The following is a 19,866-nucleotide window of genomic DNA, read 5'->3' on the forward strand; positions in this document are numbered from 1 at the left end:
ACCCCCTCGGGGTCCGGCCCTCCCGAACGCGCGCGAGGGGCGGTGGGAGTCCTCCCGCCGCCCCTTCGGCGTGTTCGCGGGCGGTCTGACGGGGCGGACACGGCGTGGTTCCGGTCACTTTCGCGGACTGGGAAACGGCTGTTTCCCAAGCGGCCGACGCACCCCCAAGGGACTACACTTAGTATGCAATCAATTACTAAAAGTAGAGCCCCCGACTGTGCGGAGAGGACTCGATGGACACCGACACCCCCGGTCCGTCCGGACCGGAACTCAGGGAGTACACGGCACTGCTGCGCCGTCGTCGGCGGCTGGTCGGTGCCGGTGTGCTCGGCGGCCTGGCCCTGGCCACCGCCGCGGTGTTCGGCCTCCCCTCCACCTACACCTCCGTGGCCGCCGTCCAGGTCCAGCCCAGCGGGATGGCCGAGTTCACCGGCGAGCGCTCCGGCCGCCTGTCGGGGGACGTCAACCTGGACACCGAGGCACAGGTCCTGGTGTCGGACCAGGTGTCGTCCGTCGTGGCCGAGGAACTGTCCGGAGAGGGCCCCGCGCCCACCACCGAGGAACTGCGCGAGCACGTGGACGTGAGCGTGCCCCCCAACAGCAACGTGCTGGAGATCAGCTACTCCGCCCCGAGCCCGGAGGAGGCCCGCGCGGGCGCGCAGGCCTACGCCGACGCCTACCTGGACATGCGCCGGGCCCGGGTCGAGGACCTGGTCGACGGCCACCTGGAAGCGCTGCGCGGCGAGCAGGAGAACCGCTACGAGGCCCTGGCCGAGGCCGCCTCCGAGGACGCCTCCTCCCCCGGCGCGAGCGCGCGGGCCGAGGCGCTGCGGCAGGAGATCACCGAGCTGGGCGGCGAGATCGGCCCGCTCAGCGCACTGCGGGAGACCGTCCGGGCCGGGCGGGTCATCACACCGGCCGGCCTCCCGGAGCACGCCGGCAGCCCGGTCCCCGTCCTGTGGCTGGTCGGCGGCACCGCGCTGGGCCTGGTGGCGGGGCTGCTCGCCGCCGTGGTCCGCGACCGCCTGGACCCGTGCCTGCACGACGCCGAGGAGACCGCCCGGACCAGTGCGCTCCCGGTGCTGCTCGACCTGTCCGCACGCGCGGGGCGGGGAGACCGCTCCCCCGGGCTGCTGGACGACGGCTCCGCTCCGGGCCAGCGGGTGAACGAGTTCGCGCACCTGGTACGCGCCCGCCTCTGCACCGTGCCCGCGGCGCGGGGTGGTCCCGCCGCCCCCGACGGGGCCGGGGAGCCCGCCGCGCAGGCCGGACCGCCGGGAGGGGCCGAGGAGGAGTCCGCTCCCGGCCGCGTCCTGCTCGTCGCCGCGACCACCCCGGGCCGCGCGGGCGCGGCGGCCGCCGTGAACCTGGCCGCCGCCCTGGCGCGCACGGGGTCGGAGACGCTGCTGGTGTGCGCGGACCCGCGCACCGACACCGTCGGCGAACTGCTCGGGCTGCCTGAGGGGCCCGGACTGGCCGAGGCGCTGCTGGAGGGTGAGGACCCCGCCGGCCTGGAGGTGCGCCCCGACCCGGTGCCCCGCCTGCGGGTCCTGCGGTACGGGGCCCCGGGACTGAACGCTCCGGTGCAGGGCACCGCCATGCCGGAACTCGTGCGGCTGCTGCGCGCGGACGCCGAGTACGTGGTGGTCACCGCCGCCCCGGCGAACGAGCGCGCCGACGTGCACGCCCTGGCCGGAACGGCCGACGTGCTGCTGCCGGTGGTCGAACTGGACCGCACCCGCCGTGCCGACCTGGCCGGGCTGCTCACCCTCGCCGGCCGGTTCGGCGTGCCCGTCCCGGGCACGGCCGTCCTGCCGCGCCAGCCCCTGGCCGGACCCGCCCCGGTGACCGTGTCGGAGGACGCGTCCACCGACTCCGACCGGGAAGAGCCCTCCGGGGCCGGGGAGGGCCGGGAGCACCCCGGGACCTCCGAGCCCGCGGAGGCGAAAAGGGCCTCCGGGGCCGCGAAGGACGGGAGGGCTTCCGTGGCCGTGGAGACGGAGGAGCCTTCCGAGACCACGGAGGCCGAGAGGGCTTCCGTGGCCGTGGAGGTGGAGGGGGCTCCCGGGCCGGACGAGGGCACCGGCACGGCCGAAGGCACTGATGGGACTGACGAAGCCGACGGAGCCGACGGGGCCGACGGAGCCGACGAACGGGAAGAGCCCGCGTCCGCCGACGCGGTCTCCGGAGCACGGAACTGATGGCCCGAGGCGTGTCCGCCCGTGGCCCGCGCCAGTTCGCGTCCGCGACCGCGGCCTTCCCGACCGCCGCGGGCGCCTCCGTCGGGGAGGCCGTGTCCGGCCGCTCCCCCGTCACCGGCCGACCCCTGGTCTGGCTGTTCGCCGGATACCCGTTGTGGTGGGCCGCGGGGCTGGGCCAGTTCGCGTACTGGCTGTTCGCGGTGCCGATGGCCGCCGAGCTGGTGCGCCGCCACCGCACCTTCGGGCTCCGGGTCCCCCCGGGATTCTGGCTGTGGGCGCTGTTCCTGCTGTGGACCGTGCTGGGCCTGGCCCTGGTCCCGCTGGAGGTTCCGGGCACGGTGCCGGACAGCGGCGGATACGGCGGCGCCCTGCTCCGGGTGGCCGACTACCTGGTGCTGACCGTCCTGCTGCTCTACGTCGGCAACCTGTCCGAGCGGGAACTGCCCACCTCCACGGTCGTGCGGGCGCTGTCCGTGCTGTGCCTGGCCACGATCGCGGGCGGGTACCTGGGCATGCTCGCTCCCCGGTTCGAGTTCACGGCGCCGCTGGAGTACCTGCTGCCCGCCGGCCTGGCCTCCGACGCCTACGTGCAGGCACTCGTCCACCCGGCGTCCGCGCAGATCATGGACGTCTTCGGCTACGAGACGGCCCGCCCCAAGGCGCCGTGGGAGTACACCAACATCTGGGGGTACATGCTCTCCCTCCTGCTGGTGTGGCTGGTGGTGGGCTGGGTGGTCCAGGGGGCGGGCTGGGTGCGCTGGGGCGCGCTGACCGCCGCGGCGCTGTCCGTGGTGCCCGCCGTGTACTCGCTCAACCGGGCCCTGTGGGCGGGGCTGGCGCTGTCCCTTGCCTACGCCGCCGCGGTGTCCCTGCGCCGGGGCCGGGTGCTCCTGGTGGGGGCCTGCTCGGCCGCGCTCCTGGTCGCGCTGCTGGCCCTGGCCGCGTCGCCGCTGGCCGACGTGGTGCGGGCCAGGGTCGACAACCCGCACAGCGACGACGGGCGGGCCGCCAGCAACGCGGCGTCCGTGGAGGCCGCCGGACTGTCCCCGGTCATGGGGTGGGGCACCACCAGGGAGAGCCTGGGCAGCTCGGAGTCGATCGCGGTCGGCCCCACCCCCGAGTGCCCTGGCTGCGGCCAGCACGTCATCGGCAACGCCGGACAGCTGTGGTTGACCCTGATCTCCGGCGGTTGGGTGGGCACCGCCTTCGTGCTCGCCTTCTTCGCGAGGATCGTGTGGCGCTACCGGTCGGCGTCCTCGCCGGCGGGCCAGGGCGCCCTGCTGACCGTGCTGCTGCTGTTCTGGTACATGTTCTTCTACGTCGCGCTGATGTCCCCGTTGGCCGTCACCATGGTCGCCGCCGCCCTGTTGTGGCGGGGCGAGGAGCCGGTGCTCCGGCGCAGGGCCGCCGCGCGCGCCCGCGGGGGGCTCTGGTGAACAGCGAGACGACCTACCTGACCGACCTCGCCGCGGTGCTGTGGCCGTGCGGCGGACTGCTCGGCCCCGGCGACCGCGGTATGCGGCGGCTGGTCCGCCGCGACCGGGGCGACCAGTACCTGCCGGTGCCCAACGCGCAGAACCCGAGGGTGATCCTGCCCGCCCACGACCGGGCGGCGGCCACGCAGGGCATCGCCTCCTTCGCGCAGGGGCACTCGTTCCGGGAGAGGGCGCGCACACTGCTGCTGACCGGGGCCTTCGCCACCGGGCTGGCCCCGCTGCTGCTGCGCGACCGGCTGTACGTGGGAGCGGGTCCCGGCATAGAGCACGCGCTCGCGTCGGCCCTGGACCGCGAGCTGGCCATCGCCATACACGTGGGCCCGCCCAGGGCCAACCGCAAGCCGGTGCTCCTGCTGCTCACCCCCGGCGGCCGGACGATCGGCTACGCCAAGGTGGCCGTCAACGACCTGACCTCGCGCCTGGTGCGCTCCGAGACGCGGGCCCTGCGCCACCTGGCCGACTCGCGTCTGCGGGACGTGACCGTCCCCCGGCTGCTGTACGAGGGCGAGTGGAACGGCCACCCGCTGCTGGTGCAGGAGGCCCTGCCGGTCGGCGACCAGACCGACCGGCCCACCCGGCGCCAGCTGCTGCGGTGCGTGACGCAGATCGTCGGGCTGGCCCGGGTGCGGCGGCGCAGACTGTCCGACAGCCCCTACCGGCGGACGCTGGAGGAGCGGATCGTGCGGCTGGGCGCGCGCCCCGAGGCCTCGCCGCTGCGCGCGGTGCTGCGCCGCCTGCCGGACGTGCACATCCCGTTCGGCGCCTGGCACGGGGACCTGACCAGGTGGAACATCGCCAGCACCGCGCGGCGCGCGTTCGTGTGGGACTGGGAGCGGCTCTCCCTGGACGCGCCCGCGGGCTTCGACGCCCTGCACTACGACCTCAACGAGTGCGTGCAGGCCGGGGTCCACCCGGGCGTGCACCGGTGGCTGGAGAGCGGCTCGCGGCTGCTGCGCGACCCGCTGATGTCCGAGACCGGGGTGCGCTCGCACACGGTGTCCACGGTGATGGCGCTGTACCTGATCGACCTGGCCACCCGGTACCTGCACGACCGGCAGGACGAGAGCGGGGGCCGTCTGGCGGCCGTGGACGACTGGCTGCTCCCCGCGCTCGAGGGCCTCCAGGAGAGAGCGGCCCACGAGGCCCTCCACAGGGTCTGACCGCGGCGGCCCTGCGGGGAGGGGCCGAACGCACGACCGGCCGTACGGCCCGGTGCCCGCGCCGGCCGCCGGGGCCCGCTCCGGAAGGGGGTCGACGGCGCCGGCCGCCGAGGACGGCGGCCGTGACGACCGATTCGGAAAAGAGTAAGGACCACGCGATGTCACGGAGCACCCCTCCCGTCCCGTTCCGCCGCCTGGCCGGCCCGGCGCGCCGGGCCCTGCTGCCCCTCGCGGACGGCCTGGGCGGGATCACCAGCGCCGCCCGGGCGCTGCCCGACCTCCTCGTGTGCGGGGCCCAGCGCTCGGGCACCACCTCGCTGTTCAGGGCGCTGTGCCGGCACCCGGCCGTCACCGGCCCCACCCTGCGCAAGGGGGTGCACTTCTTCGACACCGGATACCACCACGGCCTGGACTGGTACCGGGCGCGCTTCCCGACGCGCGCGGCGCTGCGGGAGCGGCGGGGGCGCCCCCGGGTGCGGGTGGTCGAGTCCAGCCCGTACTACCTGTTCCACCCGCTGGCGGCCGAGCGCATCGCCCGCGACCTGCCGGACGTGCGGGTGGTGGTGATCCTGCGGGACCCGGTGGAGCGGGCCTACTCGGCGCACGCGCACGAGAGCGCGCGGGGGTTCGAGACCGAGCCGTTCGCGCGGGCCGTGGAGCTGGAGCCGCGGCGGCTGGCGGGTGAGGAGGAGCGGATGGTGGCCGACCCCGGGTACCTCTCCCACTCCCACCAGCACCACGGGTACGTGGCCCGCGGCCACTACGTGGACCAGCTGGTACGGCTGGAGAAGCACCTGGGGCGGGAGCGCATGCACGTGGTGGACCACGCCGACCTGTTCGACGGCACGGCGCGGGCGCTGGCCGGGATCGAGCGGTTCCTGGGACTGCCGCCCGGGCCCGGGACCGCTCCGGGGCGGCACAACGCGCGCGCCCGGTCGGAGATGCCGGAGGGGCTGCGCGCGGAGCTGGCGGCCGGGTTCGCCGACAGCGACGCGCGGCTGGCGGCCTGGTGGGGGCGTACGCCCTCGTGGTGTGCGTGACCGGCGCCGCGGAGGAGGGGCCCGGACTGCGCCGCGTGCTGTGCGGCGGGGTGGTCAACATGGCGGGGGCCGTGGTCGGCGCCGGGCTGAACCTCGCGCTGGTCGTGGCGATCACCCGGGCGTTCTCCCAGGAGACGGCGGGACTGCTGTTCTCGGCGACGTCGGTGTTCCTCATCGCGGCCGCGGTGTCGAACCTGGGTGTGTCGGACGGGCTGGTGTACTTCGTCGCCCGGATGCGCGTGTTCGGGGAGCCGGGCGGCGTGCCCCGGCTGCTGCGGCTGGCCACGGGCCCGGCGGTGCTGGTGGCGTGCGGCCTGGCCGTGCTGCTGCTGGTGTTCGCCGATCCGCTGGCGGAGGTGCTGGACGGCGGGGAGGCGGACGTCTACCTGCGGCTGCTCGCGGTGTTCCTGCCGTTCGCGGTGCTGGCCGAGACGGCCCTGGCGGCGACACGGGCCCACCACGACATGGCCGGGACCGTGCTGGTGGACAAGGTGGGGCGTCCCCTGGCGCAGCTGGCGCTGGTGGGGGCGATCACGGCCACCGGGTCGGCCGGGCTGCTGGCGCTCGCGTGGGCGGGGCCGTACCTGCCCGCGGCGGTGCTGGCGTGGTTCTGGCTGGGCCGGGTCCTGCGCCGGGCCGCCTCCGGGGAGGGCGGCCCGCGGACGGCGGGCGGGACCGTTCCGGAACCGGTGGGGGCCGGGGCTCCGGAAGGGGCCGTGGCCGTGGAGACCGCGCGCCCCGCCGGGGGCGGCGCAGGCGGCGGCACCGCGGGAACCGGCGCGGCCGCGGGGACGTTCGGGTCCGAGGGGGCCGACGGGCCTCCGTCGGTCGCCGGTTCCGGGGAGCGGGTGGAACCGCGGGCGTTCTGGTCGTTCGCGCTGCCCCGTGCGGCGGCCGGGGCCGCGCAGATGGGGGTGCAGCGCGGCGGCGTGGTGCTCGTGGCGCTGCTGGGCGGCCTGACCGGCGCGGCGGTGTTCACGGCGGCCACCCGGATCATGGTGGTCGGCCAGTTCGGCACGCAGGCGGTGCTGTACGCGGCCCAGCCGCGGTTCGCCGAGCAGTTGGCGACGGAGGACCACGCGGGGGTCCGGAACCTGTACCAGGCGGGGGCGGCCTGGCTGGTGTGCCTGACGTGGCCGCTGTACCTGTCGGCTCTGGTGTTCGCTCCCGAGGTGATGCGTTTGTTCGGAGCGGACTACGCGGCGGGGGCGGCGGCGCTGGCCGTGGTGTGCGCCGGACAGCTGCTGGCCGCGGCGCTGGGGACGGGCGACCTGGTCCTGTCGATGACCGGACGGACCGGGCTGAACCTGCTGAACAACGTGCTGTCGCTGGCGGCGAACGTACTGGTGTGCGTGCTGCTGGTGCCCGCGGCCGGTGCGACGGGGGCGGCCGCGGCGCTGGTGGCCGCGATGCTGGTGCGCAAGGTACTGCCGCTGTGGCAGTTGCGGACCCGGGTGGTCCTGCACCCGTTCAGCCGACCGGTGGCGGTCGCCGCGGCCAGCGCGCTGGTGTGGTTCGGCGCCCTGCCGCTGCTGGCGGAGGCGGTGCTGGGCACAGGGCTCGCGGCCCTGGCGGCGGCGGTGGCGACGGGCGCCGCGGGACATCTGGCGTCGGTGTGGTCGCTGCGCGGTCCGCTGGGCCTGGGCGCGCGCCGCTGAGGGGCGTGCGGCGGCGGGTTCCTCCCGCTCCTGTGGACGGCCGGGCACGCAACACGGCGTCCGGCGAACCCGACGGTCACCTTTGGCTACTGTGCGTTATGGAATGATGACCGCATGTCTCCACGACCGGTTCTCCTGGTGGCCTCCAGCGGGGGGCACCTCGCCCAGCTCTGCTCCCTGCGCCCCTGGTGGCGGAACCGGGAACGCCTGTGGGTGACCTTCCGGACCCCCGACGCCGAGGCCGCCCTCGACGGCGAGCGGGTCCGGTGGGCCTTCCACCCCACCACCCGCCACCTCGGCAACCTGTTGCGCAACACCCGTCTGGCCTTCCGCGTCCTGCGTGAGCGGCGCCCCTCCGCGGTCGTCACCACCGGGGCCGGAGTGGCCCTGCCGTTCTTCGTCCTGGCCTGGATGCTGCGGATCCCGACCGTCTACATCGAGGTCTACGACCGCATCGACACCCCCACCCTCACCGCCCGCCTGTGCCGTCCCTTCACCCGTCTGTTCCTCGCCCAGTGGGAGGAGCAGAGAGCCTTCATGCCGACCGCCATCACGGTAGGACCGCTTCTGTGACCGAACAGACCACCCGTCCCGTCCCGCGTCCCCACGACAGCGACCACCCCGACGTGGTGGTCAGCCTCGGCACCGACCACCACGCCTTCGACCGGCTGGTCCGCTGGATCGACGACTGCGCGCGCCACCGCCGCGACCTGCGCTTCCTGGTCCAGCACGGGCACAGCACCGCGCCCGCGGTGGCCGAGGGCACCCCGTTCCTGGCCGGTGAGGACCTCGGGGAGTACATGCGCCGGGCCCGGGTGGTCGTCACCCACGGCGGACCGGGCACCATCGTCCAGGCCCGCGGGGCCGGCCGCCTGCCCATCGTCGTTCCCCGCGACCCCGAGCTGGACGAGCACGTCGACGACCACCAGCTCCTGTTCGTCCGGCGCCTGGAGGAGGCGGACCGGGTGCGCTCCTGCGCCAGTCCCCAGCAGCTGTCCGCGCTCATCGACAAGGCGCTCGCCTCACCCGACGGATTCCGGGTGCGCCCCTCCGACGACGACGGTGCCGAGCGGGCCGCGCTGCGCGCCGGGGAGCTCATCGACCTGCTCACGAGTACCGACGGAGTACCCGAGGACACAGTGGCCCCCTCCCCCGGGACCTCCGTCTCCGAGGTCGCCGCCACGCCCTCCGCCGAGGCCTCGGCCTCCGCCGTCGGGGACCGCGCCGTCGGCACCTGGCCCGGGGTGACCGTGGTGGTGCCCACCCGGGACCGGCCCGAGCTGCTGCGCCGCACCCTGCGCGCGGTCGCCGGGCAGGACTACCCGGGCCGCATCACCACGATCGTGGTCTTCGACAACGACCAGCCCGACCCCGCGCTGGTCCGCGCCGGGGGCGACCGGCCCGTGCGGGTGGTCACCAACACCCTCACCCCCGGCCTGGCCGGGGCCCGCAACACCGGGGTGCTCGCCGCCGACACCGAGCTCGTCGCCTTCTGCGACGACGACGACACCTGGCTGCCCGGCAAGCTCAGCGCGCAGGTCGCGGTCATGCTCGACGACCCGGGGACCGAGATGGTGTGCTGCGGGATCCGGGTTGTCTACGACAGGACGGAGGCGGTCCGCACCCTGGACCGCACCAGCGTCACCTTCGGCGACCTCCTGGGGTCGCGGCTGGCCGAACTGCACCCGTCGACCTTCCTCATCCGGCGCCGGGCCATGATCGGCGGCTGCGGGACGGTCAGCGAGGAGATCCCCGGCAGCTACGCCGAGGACTACGAGCTGCTGCTGCGCCTGGCCCGGCGCGGCCCCATCCGCAACGTCCCCGAACCGGGTGTGCGGGTGCTGTGGCACCGAAGCTCCCACTTCTCGGGCCGATGGCGGACCATCTCCACCGCCCTGCGCTGGCTGCTGGACCGCTACCCCGAGTTCGCGCTGGTGCCGCACGGCTACGCCCGGGTGGCCGGGCAGATCGCCTTCGCCGAGGCCTCGGCCGGACGCCGTCGCGCGGCCCTGCGGTGGATCGGCACCACGCTCCGGAACCGGCCCGCCGAGGTGCGCGCCTACCTGGCCGCGGCGGTGGTGTGCGGGGTACCCGCCGGGTGGATCATGCGCATGCTCCACCTGCGCGGCAGGGGCGTTTAGGGCGTGTCCGTCAGTCCCGCCGCTCGGCGTACTCGACCAGGCGGCGCACCCGGTCGGGCAGCTTCACGTACGGGTCGTGCCCGGCCATCTCGAAGCCCTTCCGGGCGTGCCGGTCGGCCCGGATCCGGAAGTCGCAGCCGGGGGAGACCCGGTTGTCCCACACCTTGACCGCGCGCACCCGCTCGTAGCGCCGCAGTACGTCGGGGATCTCGGAGTACCACTCCAGGGTCTCCCGCGCCCCGATGTGGGTGGTGCCCATCTCGCCGATCATCACCGGCTTGTCCGGGTCGATACCGTGCTCGGGACCCTCGGTCTGGATCCACTCGTAGGCCGGGCGCAGCGCGTCCTCGAAGGAGTACACCTCGGTCCAGTGCGGATGGATGTCGCAGCCGGTCATGTTGTACGCCTCCCAGCTGAGCCAGTCGACGTAGTCGTTGCCCGGCCACAGCCCCGGTAGGCGTTCGAGGTTGCCCTTCCACCCGGTCACGTTCCACACCCAGACGGCGTTGTCGGCACCCTCCTCGCGGTACAGGTCCACGATGTGCCGCCAGGCCCGCACGAACTCCTCGGGTGTGCCGCGCGTGTTGTAGCGCTTGTTCGCGTCGGCCTCGTGGTCGAAGGTGACGAAGTAGGGCACCTCCAGTCCCGCGATGGTGCGGGCCTGCGCCCGCAGGGACCGGTCGAAGTCGCCGTCGATGACGGACCGGTAGGAGACGGGCGGGTGCCCGGAGCGCGTGAACCGGCGGGCCTCGATGTTGGTGTGCACGAACCGCCCCTCGGCGATCAGCCCCTTCTCCCGGTCGCCGGGGACGTGGGCCTGGTCGATGCCGCGCCAGGTGTAGACGATGTCCATGCGCCGGTCGACCGCCTCCTCCAGCGGCTCGATCCGGTCCCGGTAGGGGCTGGCCCCCCACCAGACCCCGCAGGAGGGTTCGAGGATCCTCGAGACCGTGCACTCGCCCTCGGAGCCGTACCCGCCGGGGAGGGGCTGCCCGGCCTCGGGCCCGTCCGAAGGGCCGTACCCCTCGGGAAGGGACTGCCCGGCCTCGGATCCGTCCGGAGGGTCCTGCCGCGGAACGAGGGCGGCCCACCCGGTCGGGGCGTCCCCCACCCCCGCCAGCGTCAGTACGAGGACCATCGCCCCCGTCGTCGCCACTGCCCGTACCGGTCCCCTGTCCACGGCGGACTCTCCCTAGCTCTCCCGGATATGACCCATCGTGTTCACATGGACACCATAAGTCATATTCGGGGCGGACAACAGCTCCGAACCGGCATAACGGACACCAGCGGACGTCAGTATCCGTAGCGCCCGCGGAACGGTGCCGTCGCGGCGGCCACCAGGTGCCGCCGCCATGAGGGCATGGCCTCGCGCCAGCCGTGGTCGGCGCGCACGCCGATCCGCCCGGTCGTGAACCGCATCGGGTTGCCCGACACCGCGTGTCCCCCCGACAGGCTCACCCGCCCCTCCGCCACGTCCAGCGGATCGCCGGTGTATCCCGCGAACTCCGAGATCCGGGCGAACTCCCCGCCCGGGTCGGCGACGAAGTCCTCGTAGCGCACCCGCAGGGTCGGGGTACCGCGGCGGGCCAGCGCGTCGAGGCACACGTTCTGGGCCATCCACTGCACCGACGCCCGCGCCGCCGAGTAGCGGGCCATCTCCGGCTCGCTGCTGCCCGGGGACGCGTCCGGGCGGGCCACCCTCTTGGCCCAGGCGTGGGCCACCGCCCTCGGGTCGCGCACCACGTGCAGCAGGCGCATCCGGGCGCCGTAGCGCCGGCGCAGGCAGGCGGCCAGGGAGGCGTGCTTGCTGGCGTCGACGACCACGCGGGCGCCGCTGACCAGGGCCACCGCCGAGTACAACCGGTGGTAGAGCTCGGTGTAGCGCTCGCAGCGGGAGGCGAGCGGTCCCTCGTACGCGCCGCTGAGCAGCGCCGGCAGGAAGCGGGTGCGGTCGACGCCGCCCTTGAGCCGCAGCACCTGCCCGGCGTCCAGGCGGCTCCACCCGCCGAAGGCCTCCCCGCCCACGTCGGTCCAGAACCCGCACCCGGAGAAGGGGCGGCCGCAGCCGCACCGCTCGTCCTCCACCAGTCCGCGCCGCCACAGGTGCACCGTCTCGCCGACCGAGCAGAACCCGGGCAGCTCGCCGAGGAGCCGCTCGATCAGGGTCGAGCCGGAGCGGCCCATCCCGCCGACGAACACCAGTCGATAACCGTCATCCACACGACCAGGCTATTACCTTGGGTGATCGATCGGATTCCCTGAGCGACGCCCGGGCGCTTCGGCCGACCACGGCGGGGCGGCCCCGGCCGGTGCGCTCACGCCTCGGCCGGGGCCGCCCCCTTCCATCTGCTCGGAGGCGTCGGGGTTGTGAACGAGCGGGGAACCCCACAACCTGTCCGCCTCCGGGGCCTCGGACTACAGGCCCTCGATGTTGAGCAGGAGGTTGACGGTGTCCGAGGGGACACCGCTCAGCTTGTCCGCACCCGCGTTGCCGGTGAGCCAGTCCAGGACGACGTCCTGGTCGGCGTCGCCGTGGACGCTCTTGTACAGCGCGGCGGCACCGGCCACGTGGGGGCTCGCCATCGAGGTGCCGTCGTAGGAGGCGGTACCGCCGCCGGGGATGGTCGACACCACGTCCACGCCCGGTGCGTAGACGTCCACGGCCGGGCCGTGGTTGGAGAAGTAGGCGGAGGCGTCGGTCGCGTCGGAGGCTCCGACGGTGACCACGCCCTCGGCGCCGCCCGGAGAGGTGTTGTCCGCGTCCTGGCCCTCGTTGCCCGCGGCGACCGCCACGAACACCCCGGAGTCGGCCAGGGACTCGACGGCCTCGTCCAGGGTCGCGGAGGCCGGGCCGCCCAGGGACAGGTTGGCGACCGCGCCCGGACCGGCGTTCTGGGACACCCACTCGATGCCCGCGACGACGTCGTCGTAGGAGCCGCTGCCGTCGTCGCCGAGGACCTTGACGCCGAACAGGTCGGCGCCCGGGGCCACGCCGTGGCTCTCGGAACCGATGGTGCCCGCGACGTGCGTGCCGTGGCCCTGGCGGTCGACACCGTCGCCTCCGGTGGCGTCGAAGCCGACCGAGGCCCGGCCGCCGAACTCCGGGTGCTCGGGGTCGATACCGGTGTCGATGACGTAGGCGGAGGTACCGGAGCCGTCGCCCGTGGTGGTGTAGGAGCCGTCCAGGGGCAGGTCCTCCTGGTCGATGCGGTCCAGGCCCCACGTGGCCTGGGTGTGCGCGACGCCGACCTGCTCGACGTAGGCGACGCCGTCCTGCCCGCGCAGCCGCCGCACCTCGGCCTCGCCCAGGTCGGCCGAGTAGCCGTTGAGGACGTCGTCGTAGGTGTGGTTGACCTGGCTGGAGGAGATGCCGAGCGAGGAGGGGGTCACGGAGGCGGCGCTGATCGTGTCCTCCAGGACCACGAACCAGGCGTCGCCCGCCGCGGCGTCGCTCGCGTACAGGGGCGCCAGCTCCTCGGCGCCGGCCGAGGCGGCACCGGACAGGGCGGCGGGGAGGGAGAGGGCGCCTGCGGCGATGATGCCGAAGGCCGTTCTTCGGGTGGTGTGCCTATGCATTCGTTTTCTCCTTGTCGGGGGTCGGGGGTGATGTGGGAGAACGGACTGCATAACCAAGGGTGTTCGCTTGATTCCGCCTTCCCACAATGCGCCACCCTAATTATTGTTCAACCTTTGCGCCAGTGCTGTCGGAAACTTTTTCCACGCTCGTCCGGCCACCGGCATTCCGATCCCTACAGGGATTCTGGCGCCCACGAACCCGCCGACATTCCATCGCGCACACACGCCGATACAGCCTTAAAGTGGGAAAACACCATTCGCACAAGCCCTCCGGCGGACCGAACGTAGTCGACAGGGGCGGTTTTCCGCGCGTTAAACGTCTCGGGAATGCGAATATGGTTTCCGGGGCCGCCCGCACCGTCCCCACCAGCGCCGATCCGGTGCAAACGTGTTCTGCCTCACCCCCGGCAGCACGAAGGGGCCGCCCGGAGGCGGCCCCTGAGAATCCCGTGTCCCGTCGCGTACCGGGACCGACGTCAGTCGGTCCTGACGACCATCCCCGCGCCGACCGTGGCGTTGGTGGCCTCGTCGATGAGGATGAAGCCGCCCGTCTGGCGGTTCTTGCTGTACTCGTCCACGAACAGGGGCTGGGTGGAGCGCAGCCGCACCCGGCCGATCTCGTTCAGCGACAGGTGCTCGGCCTGCTCGTCGCGGTGCAGCGTGTTGACGTCCAGCCGGTACCTCAGGTCCTTGACCATGACCTTGGCGCTGCGGGTCGTGTGCTTGAGGAGGAGCTTGGAGCGCGGCGTGAGCTTGCGCGCGTCCGTCATCCAGCACACCATCGCCTCCAGGTCCTGGGTGACCTCCGGGGCGTTGTTGGGGCGGCAGATCATGTCGCCCCGCGAGATGTCGATCTCGTCCTCCAGCAGGAGGGTGACCGACATCGGCGAGTAGGCCTCGGCCACGTCGCCGTCCGCGGTGACGATCCTGGCGATCCGCGTGTTCAGCCCCGAGGGCAGGTGGGTGACCTCGTCGCCCGGCTTGAGCACGCCGCCCGCGAGCTGGCCCGCGTAGCCCCGGTAGTCGTGCAGCTCGGGGTCGGCCGACTTGTGCGGCCGGATCACGTACTGCACGGGGAAGCGCGCGTCGATCAGGTTGCGGTCGGAGGCGATGTGCACGTTCTCCAGGTGGTGGAGCAGGGAGGGCCCGGTGTACCAGGGCATGTTCTCCGAGCGGCTCACCACGTTGTCGCCGTGCAGGGCCGAGATCGGCACGAACGTCAGGTCGCGCGTGTCCAGCTTGGAGGCGAAGTCGGTGAACTCGGCCTTGATCTCGTCGAAGCGCTCCTGGGAGTAGTCCACCAGGTCCATCTTGTTGATCGCCAGCACCAGGTGCGGCACCTGGAGCAGGGTGGTGAGGAAGGCGTGGCGGCGGCTCTGCTCCTGAAGGCCCTTGCGCGCGTCCACCAGGATGATCGCGAGGTCGGCGGTGGAGGCTCCGGTGACCATGTTCCGGGTGTACTGGATGTGCCCGGGGGTGTCGGCGATGATGAAGGTGCGCTTGGGGGTGGCGAAGTAGCGGTACGCCACGTCGATGGTGATGCCCTGCTCGCGCTCGGCGCGCAGGCCGTCGGTGAGCAGCGCCAGGTTGGTCTGCTCCTCGCCGCGCGCGACGCTGGTGCGCTCCACCGCGTCGAGCTGGTCCTCGAAGATGGACTTGGAGTCGAACAGCAGTCGGCCGATCAGGGTGCTCTTGCCGTCGTCGACGGAGCCCGCCGTCGCGAACCGCAGGATGTCGTTGCTCATGCTTGCCTGGTCCAATGTGGAGTGGGTGGTCTGCGAGGGACGGGTGCGGCCGGTGGGACGCAGGTGCCTGGCGGGCTTCCGCTGGTCGGCGCGGGTGCCGTACCGTCGGGCCGGTGGGAGGGGCTCCGCCTTCCGCGGCGGTCGCTCCCGGGACGGTCGGCCCGTGGGCGGCGGGCCGCTAGAAGTAGCCCTCGCGCTTGCGGTCCTCCATGGCGGCCTCGCTCGCGCGGTCGTCGGCCCTCGTCTGTCCGCGCTCGGTCACCCGGGTCGCGGCGATCTCGGCGATGATGTCCTCGATCTCCACCGCCGTGGACTTGACCGCCCCGGTGCAGGTCAGGTCGCCGACCGTGCGGTAGCGGACGGTCTCGGTGAACGGGACCTCGGTCTCGTCGCGGTTGATGATGGGCGAGTTCGCGAGCAGGATGCCGTCGCGCTCGAAGACCTCGCGCTCGTGGGCGAAGTAGATCGAGGGGAGCTCCAGCCGCTCCCGCCGGATGTAGTCCCACACGTCCAGCTCGGTCCAGTTGGAGATCGGGAAGACCCGGATGTGCTCGCCCCGGTCGATGCGGGTGTTGAACACGCTCCACAGTTCGGGGCGCTGGTTCTTGGGGTCCCACTGGCCGAACTCGTCGCGGAAGGAGAAGACCCGCTCCTTGGCGCGCGCCTTCTCCTCGTCGCGGCGGGCCCCGCCGAAGGCCGCGTCGAAGCCGTGCTCCTCGATGGCCTCCAGCAGCGCACCGGTCTGGAGGCGGTTGCGGCTGGCCCAGCGGCCGGTCGGCTCGGAGGCCTTGCCCGAGTCGATCTGCTCCTGCACCGAGGCGACGACCAGGCGGACCCCGGCCTGGGCGACCCGGCGGTCGCGGAACTCGATGACCTCGGGGAAGTTGTGGCCGGTGTCCACGTGCATGACCGGGAACGGGATGGCACCGGGCCAGAAGGCCTTCTCGGCGAGGCGGAGCATGACAAGGGAGTCCTTGCCGCCCGAGAAGAGCAGTACCGGCCGCTCGAACTCCGCGGCCACCTCGCGCATGATGAAGATCGCTTCGGCCTCCAGGACGTCCAGCTGGGAGAGCTGGTAGCGCCCGGGTGCCTGCTGACTCGCCTGACCCATGAACCCGCCTTCGTAAGTATCGACAGGGCCGACGGCGGAGGGGTGGTTCGCTCAGCCCCCCGCGTGCGGACCCGCGCTGTCCAGGTCCGCGCCGTCGCGGATGCTTGCCAACAACATACCCGACAATTCCGGTCGACATACAAGGACATCGGGCAGTAGCGGGTCGGCCACGTTGTAGCGCAGCTCGGAGCCGTCGATCCGGGAGGTGTGCAGGCCGGCGGCCCGGGCGACGGCCACGGGGGCGGCGCTGTCCCACTCGTACTGGCCGCCCGCGTGCACGTAGATGTCGGCGATACCGAGCAGTACCGCGCAGATCTTGGCGCCCGCCGAGCCCATGGGGATCACCTCGGCGCCGAGCTGGGTGGCCATCCGCTGCACGAACGCGGGCGGCCGGGTCCGGCTGGCGGTGATGCGCAGCCTCTGGTTCGAGGGCCGCTCCTCGGGCAGCCACGGCGGGTCCACCGTGGAGACCGTGCTGCCCTGCGCGGGCAGCGCCACCGCGCCCGCGACCAGGTCGCCGTTCTCCCACAGGGCCACGTGCACCGCCCAGTCCGTGCGCCCGGCCTCGGCGAACTCGCGGGTGCCGTCGAGCGGATCGATGATCCACACCCGGCGCGCCCTCAGCCGCGCGGGGTCGTCGGCGCCCTCCTCCGAGAGCACGGCGTCGCTGGGCCGCAGCCGCCCGAGCGCGGAGAACAGGAACTCGTGGGAGGTGCGGTCGCCCAGGGTACGCAGTACGTCGGGCTCGTCGAAGCCGTGCCGGGCGCGCAGGCGCAGCAGCAGCTGCCCCGCCTCGCTCGCCAGGTCGCGGGCCACCTCATGATCGTTTCGGATGCTCTTCACCGGCTAGTATGCTCCCGCCCCACGGATCACCGCTGACCACGTCTTCCACAGGATCTGGATGTCCAACGTCAGCGACCAGTTTTCCACGTACCTCAGGTCGAGACGGACCGATTCCTCCCAAGAGAGGTCCGAACGGCCGCTGACCTGCCACAGGCCCGTCATCCCCGGCTTGACCACCAGCCTGCGGCGGACGTCGTCCCCGTACTGGGCGACCTCCTCCGGCAGCGGCGGCCTGGGGCCGACGAGCGACATCTCCCCCCGTACCACGTTGACGAGCTGGGGAAGCTCGTCGAGCGAGTACCGGCGCAGCCATGCCCCCACGGGCGTCACCCTGGGATCGCGACGCATCTTGAACAGCACACCGTCGTGCTCGTTGCGGGGCCGGAGCACCGTCTTCAGCGCCTCGGCCCCGACCACCATCGTACGGAACTTGTAGACGGTGAACTCCCTGCCGCCCCTCCCCACGCGAGTCTGGGCGAAGAGGGCGGGACCGCCGCCCTCGGACCGGATCAGGACGGACAGGACCACGAACAGCGGGGACAGCAGGACCAGCGCGAGGGCCGCGGCGCAGCGGTCGAAGGCTCCCTTGAGGACCCTGCGGGCCCCCACCAGCTCCGGGTGCTCCACGTGCAGCAGGGGCAGTCCGGCGACCGGGCGGATGGAGGTGCGCGGCCCCGCGACGTCCATGAGCGCGGAGGCGACGATGAGGTCGGTGTCGGTCTTCTCCAGCCGCCACGCCAGGCGGCGCAGCTCCGCGCCGTCCATCTCCGGGCAGGCCAGGACCGCGACCGTGTCGGCGCCGACGAGGGCGGCGGCGTCCGCGGCGTCGGTGAAGGTGCCCAGGACCGGACAGCCCTCCACCTCGGCGGCGCCCGGGGCGGCCTCGTCCCCGGGCAGGCACACGCCCACGACGCGCATGCCGTGGTAGACCTCCCCGCGGAACCGGCGGATGAGGTCGCGCGCGGCCACCCGGTAGCCGACGACCACGACGCCGCTCATGCACCGGCCGGAGCGGCGGCTCCGGTGCAGGGCCTTGCGGCGCGCGTACCGCAGGCCGAGGCTGAGCACGAGGATGAGCGGCAGTGCGACGAGCGCGTAGCCGCGCGCCAGGTCGAATCCGACGGCGTAGGCGCCGACGGCGACCGCCGCGCCCAGCATGAGCCCGCAGGTGGCGACGCGGCGGTACTCCTCCGTCCCCACCCCGAGGAAGCGGCGGGCGTAGCCACCGCCCAGGCAGACGGCCAGGACCCACAGCGGGGGCAGCAGGAGGGAGATCAGGAGGTAGGGAAGGGTGGTGGCCTCGTCGAGGGCGGGGTGGAAGCGCGCGGCCGTGCCGGTGAGGGTCGCCGTGAGCGCGGCGGCCAGGTCGAGGCAGACCAGGCTCACGACGTAGGGGCGGACCCAGGCGCCGGAACGGGTGCCCGGACCACCGGGCCCGGTTCCGCCGGTCGCACCGGTCGCGCCGGAGGGGGCGGCGTCGGCGGTGATCAGCGCCGACTGTTCGCGGGCGGTCTTCATCCGACTGGTTGTGACCACATATCCCCCCAGGACCACGGCTCTGGAAGCCTCGCTTCGAGTCACCGCCCCGGCACCAGGGAACCCAGGGTCTGGGGGGTGGACGGGGCGTGCGCGTCGAGCGCGGGCATGGACTGACGACCCGAACAGTAACCAAAAGTATCTGAAAAGTCGCGCAGCGTCGCGGCTTGTTGGTCAAGAAGGTCCGGTCGACCCAGGAATGTGTCCGTGCCGGAACCGGGTCCGGTGACAAGGAGTGCCTGATTAAGGACACGAGTGGATGCGTAAAGAGGTCATCCGAAATCCGATACAGAACGTCACGGGCCCGCCGGGGACCGCGTGGGGCGGTCGCCGACGGGCCCTCCGGCCAGGGCTCAGGTGTACTCGGGGACCATCGCCCCGGCCAGGCGCAGGTGGGGCGCGGCCCGTTCACGCTCTCCCTGGCGCTGGAGCGTGCGGCCCAGCAGCAGGCGGGCGTAGGCGTCGTCCGGCCCCTCTCCCACCAGCGACTCCAGCGTCCGGCGGGCACGGCCCAACTGCGCGGAACGGTAGTAGGCGCGTGCGGCGAGCAGACGTACGTTCCGGTCGGCGGCGTGCTCGCCGAGCATGGGGCGGAGCAGGAGGAGCGCGCCGAGGGGGTCGCCCGCCCGCAGCAGGGACTCCGCCAGGCGGAAGCGCTCGACCTCCTCGGGGAGCCCGTGCGGAGTGTGCGCGGCGGCGTCGGCGAGGAAGCTCCGGATCGTGTCGGGGTGCTGGGCGCCCTCCAGGGCCCGGCCGTTGGCCACCAGGGTCGGGGAGGTGCGCACGCCGGCGGCCCTGCCCCGCAGGAGGAGTTCGCGGACGCGCTCGTCCCCCGCACCCTCGCCCAGGAGGCGGCCGCCCTCGGGGAACCCGGCCTGCCGGGAGACACGCTCCAGGACCTCGGCGGAACCGATGTCGGCGGCCTCCGTGAAGTGGGCGCGCAGCACGCCCTCCGCCACGGCGTCCTGCAGGCCGGGCCCGCCGGCCTCCAGGGCGAGGACGAGGAGCCGGTGGGCGTCGTGGCTGCTCACCCGCCAGACGGCGCCCCAGGTGGGGCCGATCCCCTCCTCCGCCGCGATCCCGGCGACCCGGACCCGGTTCTCGTCCGGGGTGAGGCCGGGGGCGCAGGCCCGCAGGGCGGTCTCCAGGAGGGGGTCCCGCAGCAGTTCGTCCAGGGGTTCGGCCTCGGCGGGGGCCGACGGGTCGATCCGATAGGGGCGCCAGACCACCTCCGCCCCCTCCCCCGCCGGACCTCCGCCCTCCGTGAGCGCCCGCTCCACGCGCCTCTTGCCGATATAGGCCCACGGGCAGACCACGTCCGCCCAGATCTCGATCCTCATGCGGACAATCTAATCGACA

At 73.3% G+C, this 19,866-nt stretch carries 15 protein-coding genes; 7 read left to right on the forward strand and 8 right to left on the reverse strand.

The window, feature by feature from the left end; genetic code table 11:
• The first annotated feature begins 233 nt into the window (after window positions 1-233).
• From A6A08_RS05795 to A6A08_RS05825, 7 genes are all read left to right on the forward strand, one after another.
• A complete protein-coding gene (locus A6A08_RS05795; protein WP_073701494.1) occupies window positions 234-2,201 on the forward strand; it encodes a Wzz/FepE/Etk N-terminal domain-containing protein in 1,968 nt (655 codons plus the stop codon).
• 92 nt (window positions 2,202-2,293) lie between these two features.
• Window positions 2,294-3,637, forward strand: coding sequence for a ligase (locus tag A6A08_RS05800; protein ID WP_073701640.1), 1,344 nt, complete (start codon window positions 2,294-2,296; stop codon window positions 3,635-3,637).
• Entirely contained in the window at window positions 3,634-4,857 is a 1,224-nt protein-coding gene (locus A6A08_RS05805; protein WP_073701639.1) for an aminoglycoside phosphotransferase, read from the forward strand. Before A6A08_RS05800 ends, A6A08_RS05805 begins: the two co-directional genes overlap by 4 nt.
• 158 nt (window positions 4,858-5,015) lie before the next feature.
• Window positions 5,016-5,897, forward strand: coding sequence for a sulfotransferase domain-containing protein (locus tag A6A08_RS05810; RefSeq protein WP_073701495.1), 882 nt, complete (start codon window positions 5,016-5,018; stop codon window positions 5,895-5,897).
• Entirely contained in the window at window positions 5,867-7,555 is a 1,689-nt protein-coding gene (locus tag A6A08_RS05815; protein WP_073701496.1) for a lipopolysaccharide biosynthesis protein, read from the forward strand. Before A6A08_RS05810 ends, A6A08_RS05815 begins: the two co-directional genes overlap by 31 nt.
• A 114-nt stretch (window positions 7,556-7,669) precedes the next feature.
• Entirely contained in the window at window positions 7,670-8,128 is a 459-nt protein-coding gene (locus A6A08_RS05820; RefSeq protein WP_073701497.1) for a UDP-N-acetylglucosamine--LPS N-acetylglucosamine transferase, read from the forward strand.
• Window positions 8,125-9,696 carry a glycosyltransferase gene (locus tag A6A08_RS05825; protein ID WP_073701498.1) on the forward strand — a complete coding sequence of 524 codons (1,572 nt, stop codon included), beginning with the start codon at window positions 8,125-8,127 and terminating at the stop codon, window positions 9,694-9,696. The genes A6A08_RS05820 and A6A08_RS05825 overlap by 4 nt, the downstream gene beginning before the upstream one ends.
• 10 nt (window positions 9,697-9,706) lie before the next feature.
• On the opposite strand, the gene A6A08_RS05830 is transcribed toward A6A08_RS05825, so the two are convergent.
• The 8 genes from A6A08_RS05830 to A6A08_RS05865 form a co-directional block, all read right to left on the reverse strand.
• Window positions 9,707-10,876, reverse strand: coding sequence for a glycoside hydrolase family 26 protein (locus tag A6A08_RS05830; RefSeq protein ID WP_143181677.1), 1,170 nt, complete (start codon window positions 10,874-10,876; stop codon window positions 9,707-9,709).
• A 113-nt stretch (window positions 10,877-10,989) separates the two neighbouring features.
• Window positions 10,990-11,880 carry a sulfotransferase gene (locus A6A08_RS05835; protein ID WP_073701641.1) on the reverse strand — a complete coding sequence of 297 codons (891 nt, stop codon included), beginning with the start codon at window positions 11,878-11,880 and terminating at the stop codon, window positions 10,990-10,992.
• A 231-nt stretch (window positions 11,881-12,111) separates the two neighbouring features.
• On the reverse strand, window positions 12,112-13,272 hold the full coding sequence (locus A6A08_RS05840) for a S8 family peptidase (protein WP_073701500.1): 1,161 nt from the start codon (window positions 13,270-13,272) through the stop codon (window positions 12,112-12,114).
• A 476-nt stretch (window positions 13,273-13,748) separates the two neighbouring features.
• The gene (gene cysN, locus A6A08_RS05845) at window positions 13,749-15,032 is read right to left on the reverse strand and encodes a sulfate adenylyltransferase subunit CysN (RefSeq protein WP_274534008.1); all 1,284 of its coding nucleotides are present in this window, start codon (window positions 15,030-15,032) and stop codon (window positions 13,749-13,751) included.
• Window positions 15,033-15,195: 163 nt separating this feature from the next.
• Window positions 15,196-16,128 carry a sulfate adenylyltransferase subunit CysD gene (gene cysD / locus A6A08_RS05850; RefSeq protein WP_073701502.1) on the reverse strand — a complete coding sequence of 311 codons (933 nt, stop codon included), beginning with the start codon at window positions 16,126-16,128 and terminating at the stop codon, window positions 15,196-15,198.
• 51 nt (window positions 16,129-16,179) lie between these two features.
• A complete protein-coding gene (locus A6A08_RS05855) occupies window positions 16,180-16,971 on the reverse strand; it encodes a 3'(2'),5'-bisphosphate nucleotidase CysQ (RefSeq protein ID WP_073701503.1) in 792 nt (263 codons plus the stop codon).
• 3 nt (window positions 16,972-16,974) lie between these two features.
• A complete protein-coding gene (locus A6A08_RS05860) occupies window positions 16,975-18,489 on the reverse strand; it encodes a sugar transferase (RefSeq protein WP_199866852.1) in 1,515 nt (504 codons plus the stop codon).
• Window positions 18,490-18,860: 371 nt separating this feature from the next.
• On the reverse strand, window positions 18,861-19,847 hold the full coding sequence (locus tag A6A08_RS05865; protein WP_073701504.1) for a DsbA family protein: 987 nt from the start codon (window positions 19,845-19,847) through the stop codon (window positions 18,861-18,863).
• Window positions 19,848-19,866: the final 19 nt, after the last annotated feature.

The organism is Nocardiopsis sp. TSRI0078, assembly GCF_001905145.1.
In the GTDB taxonomy this organism is placed as follows: Bacteria; Actinomycetota; Actinomycetes; order Streptosporangiales; family Streptosporangiaceae; genus Nocardiopsis.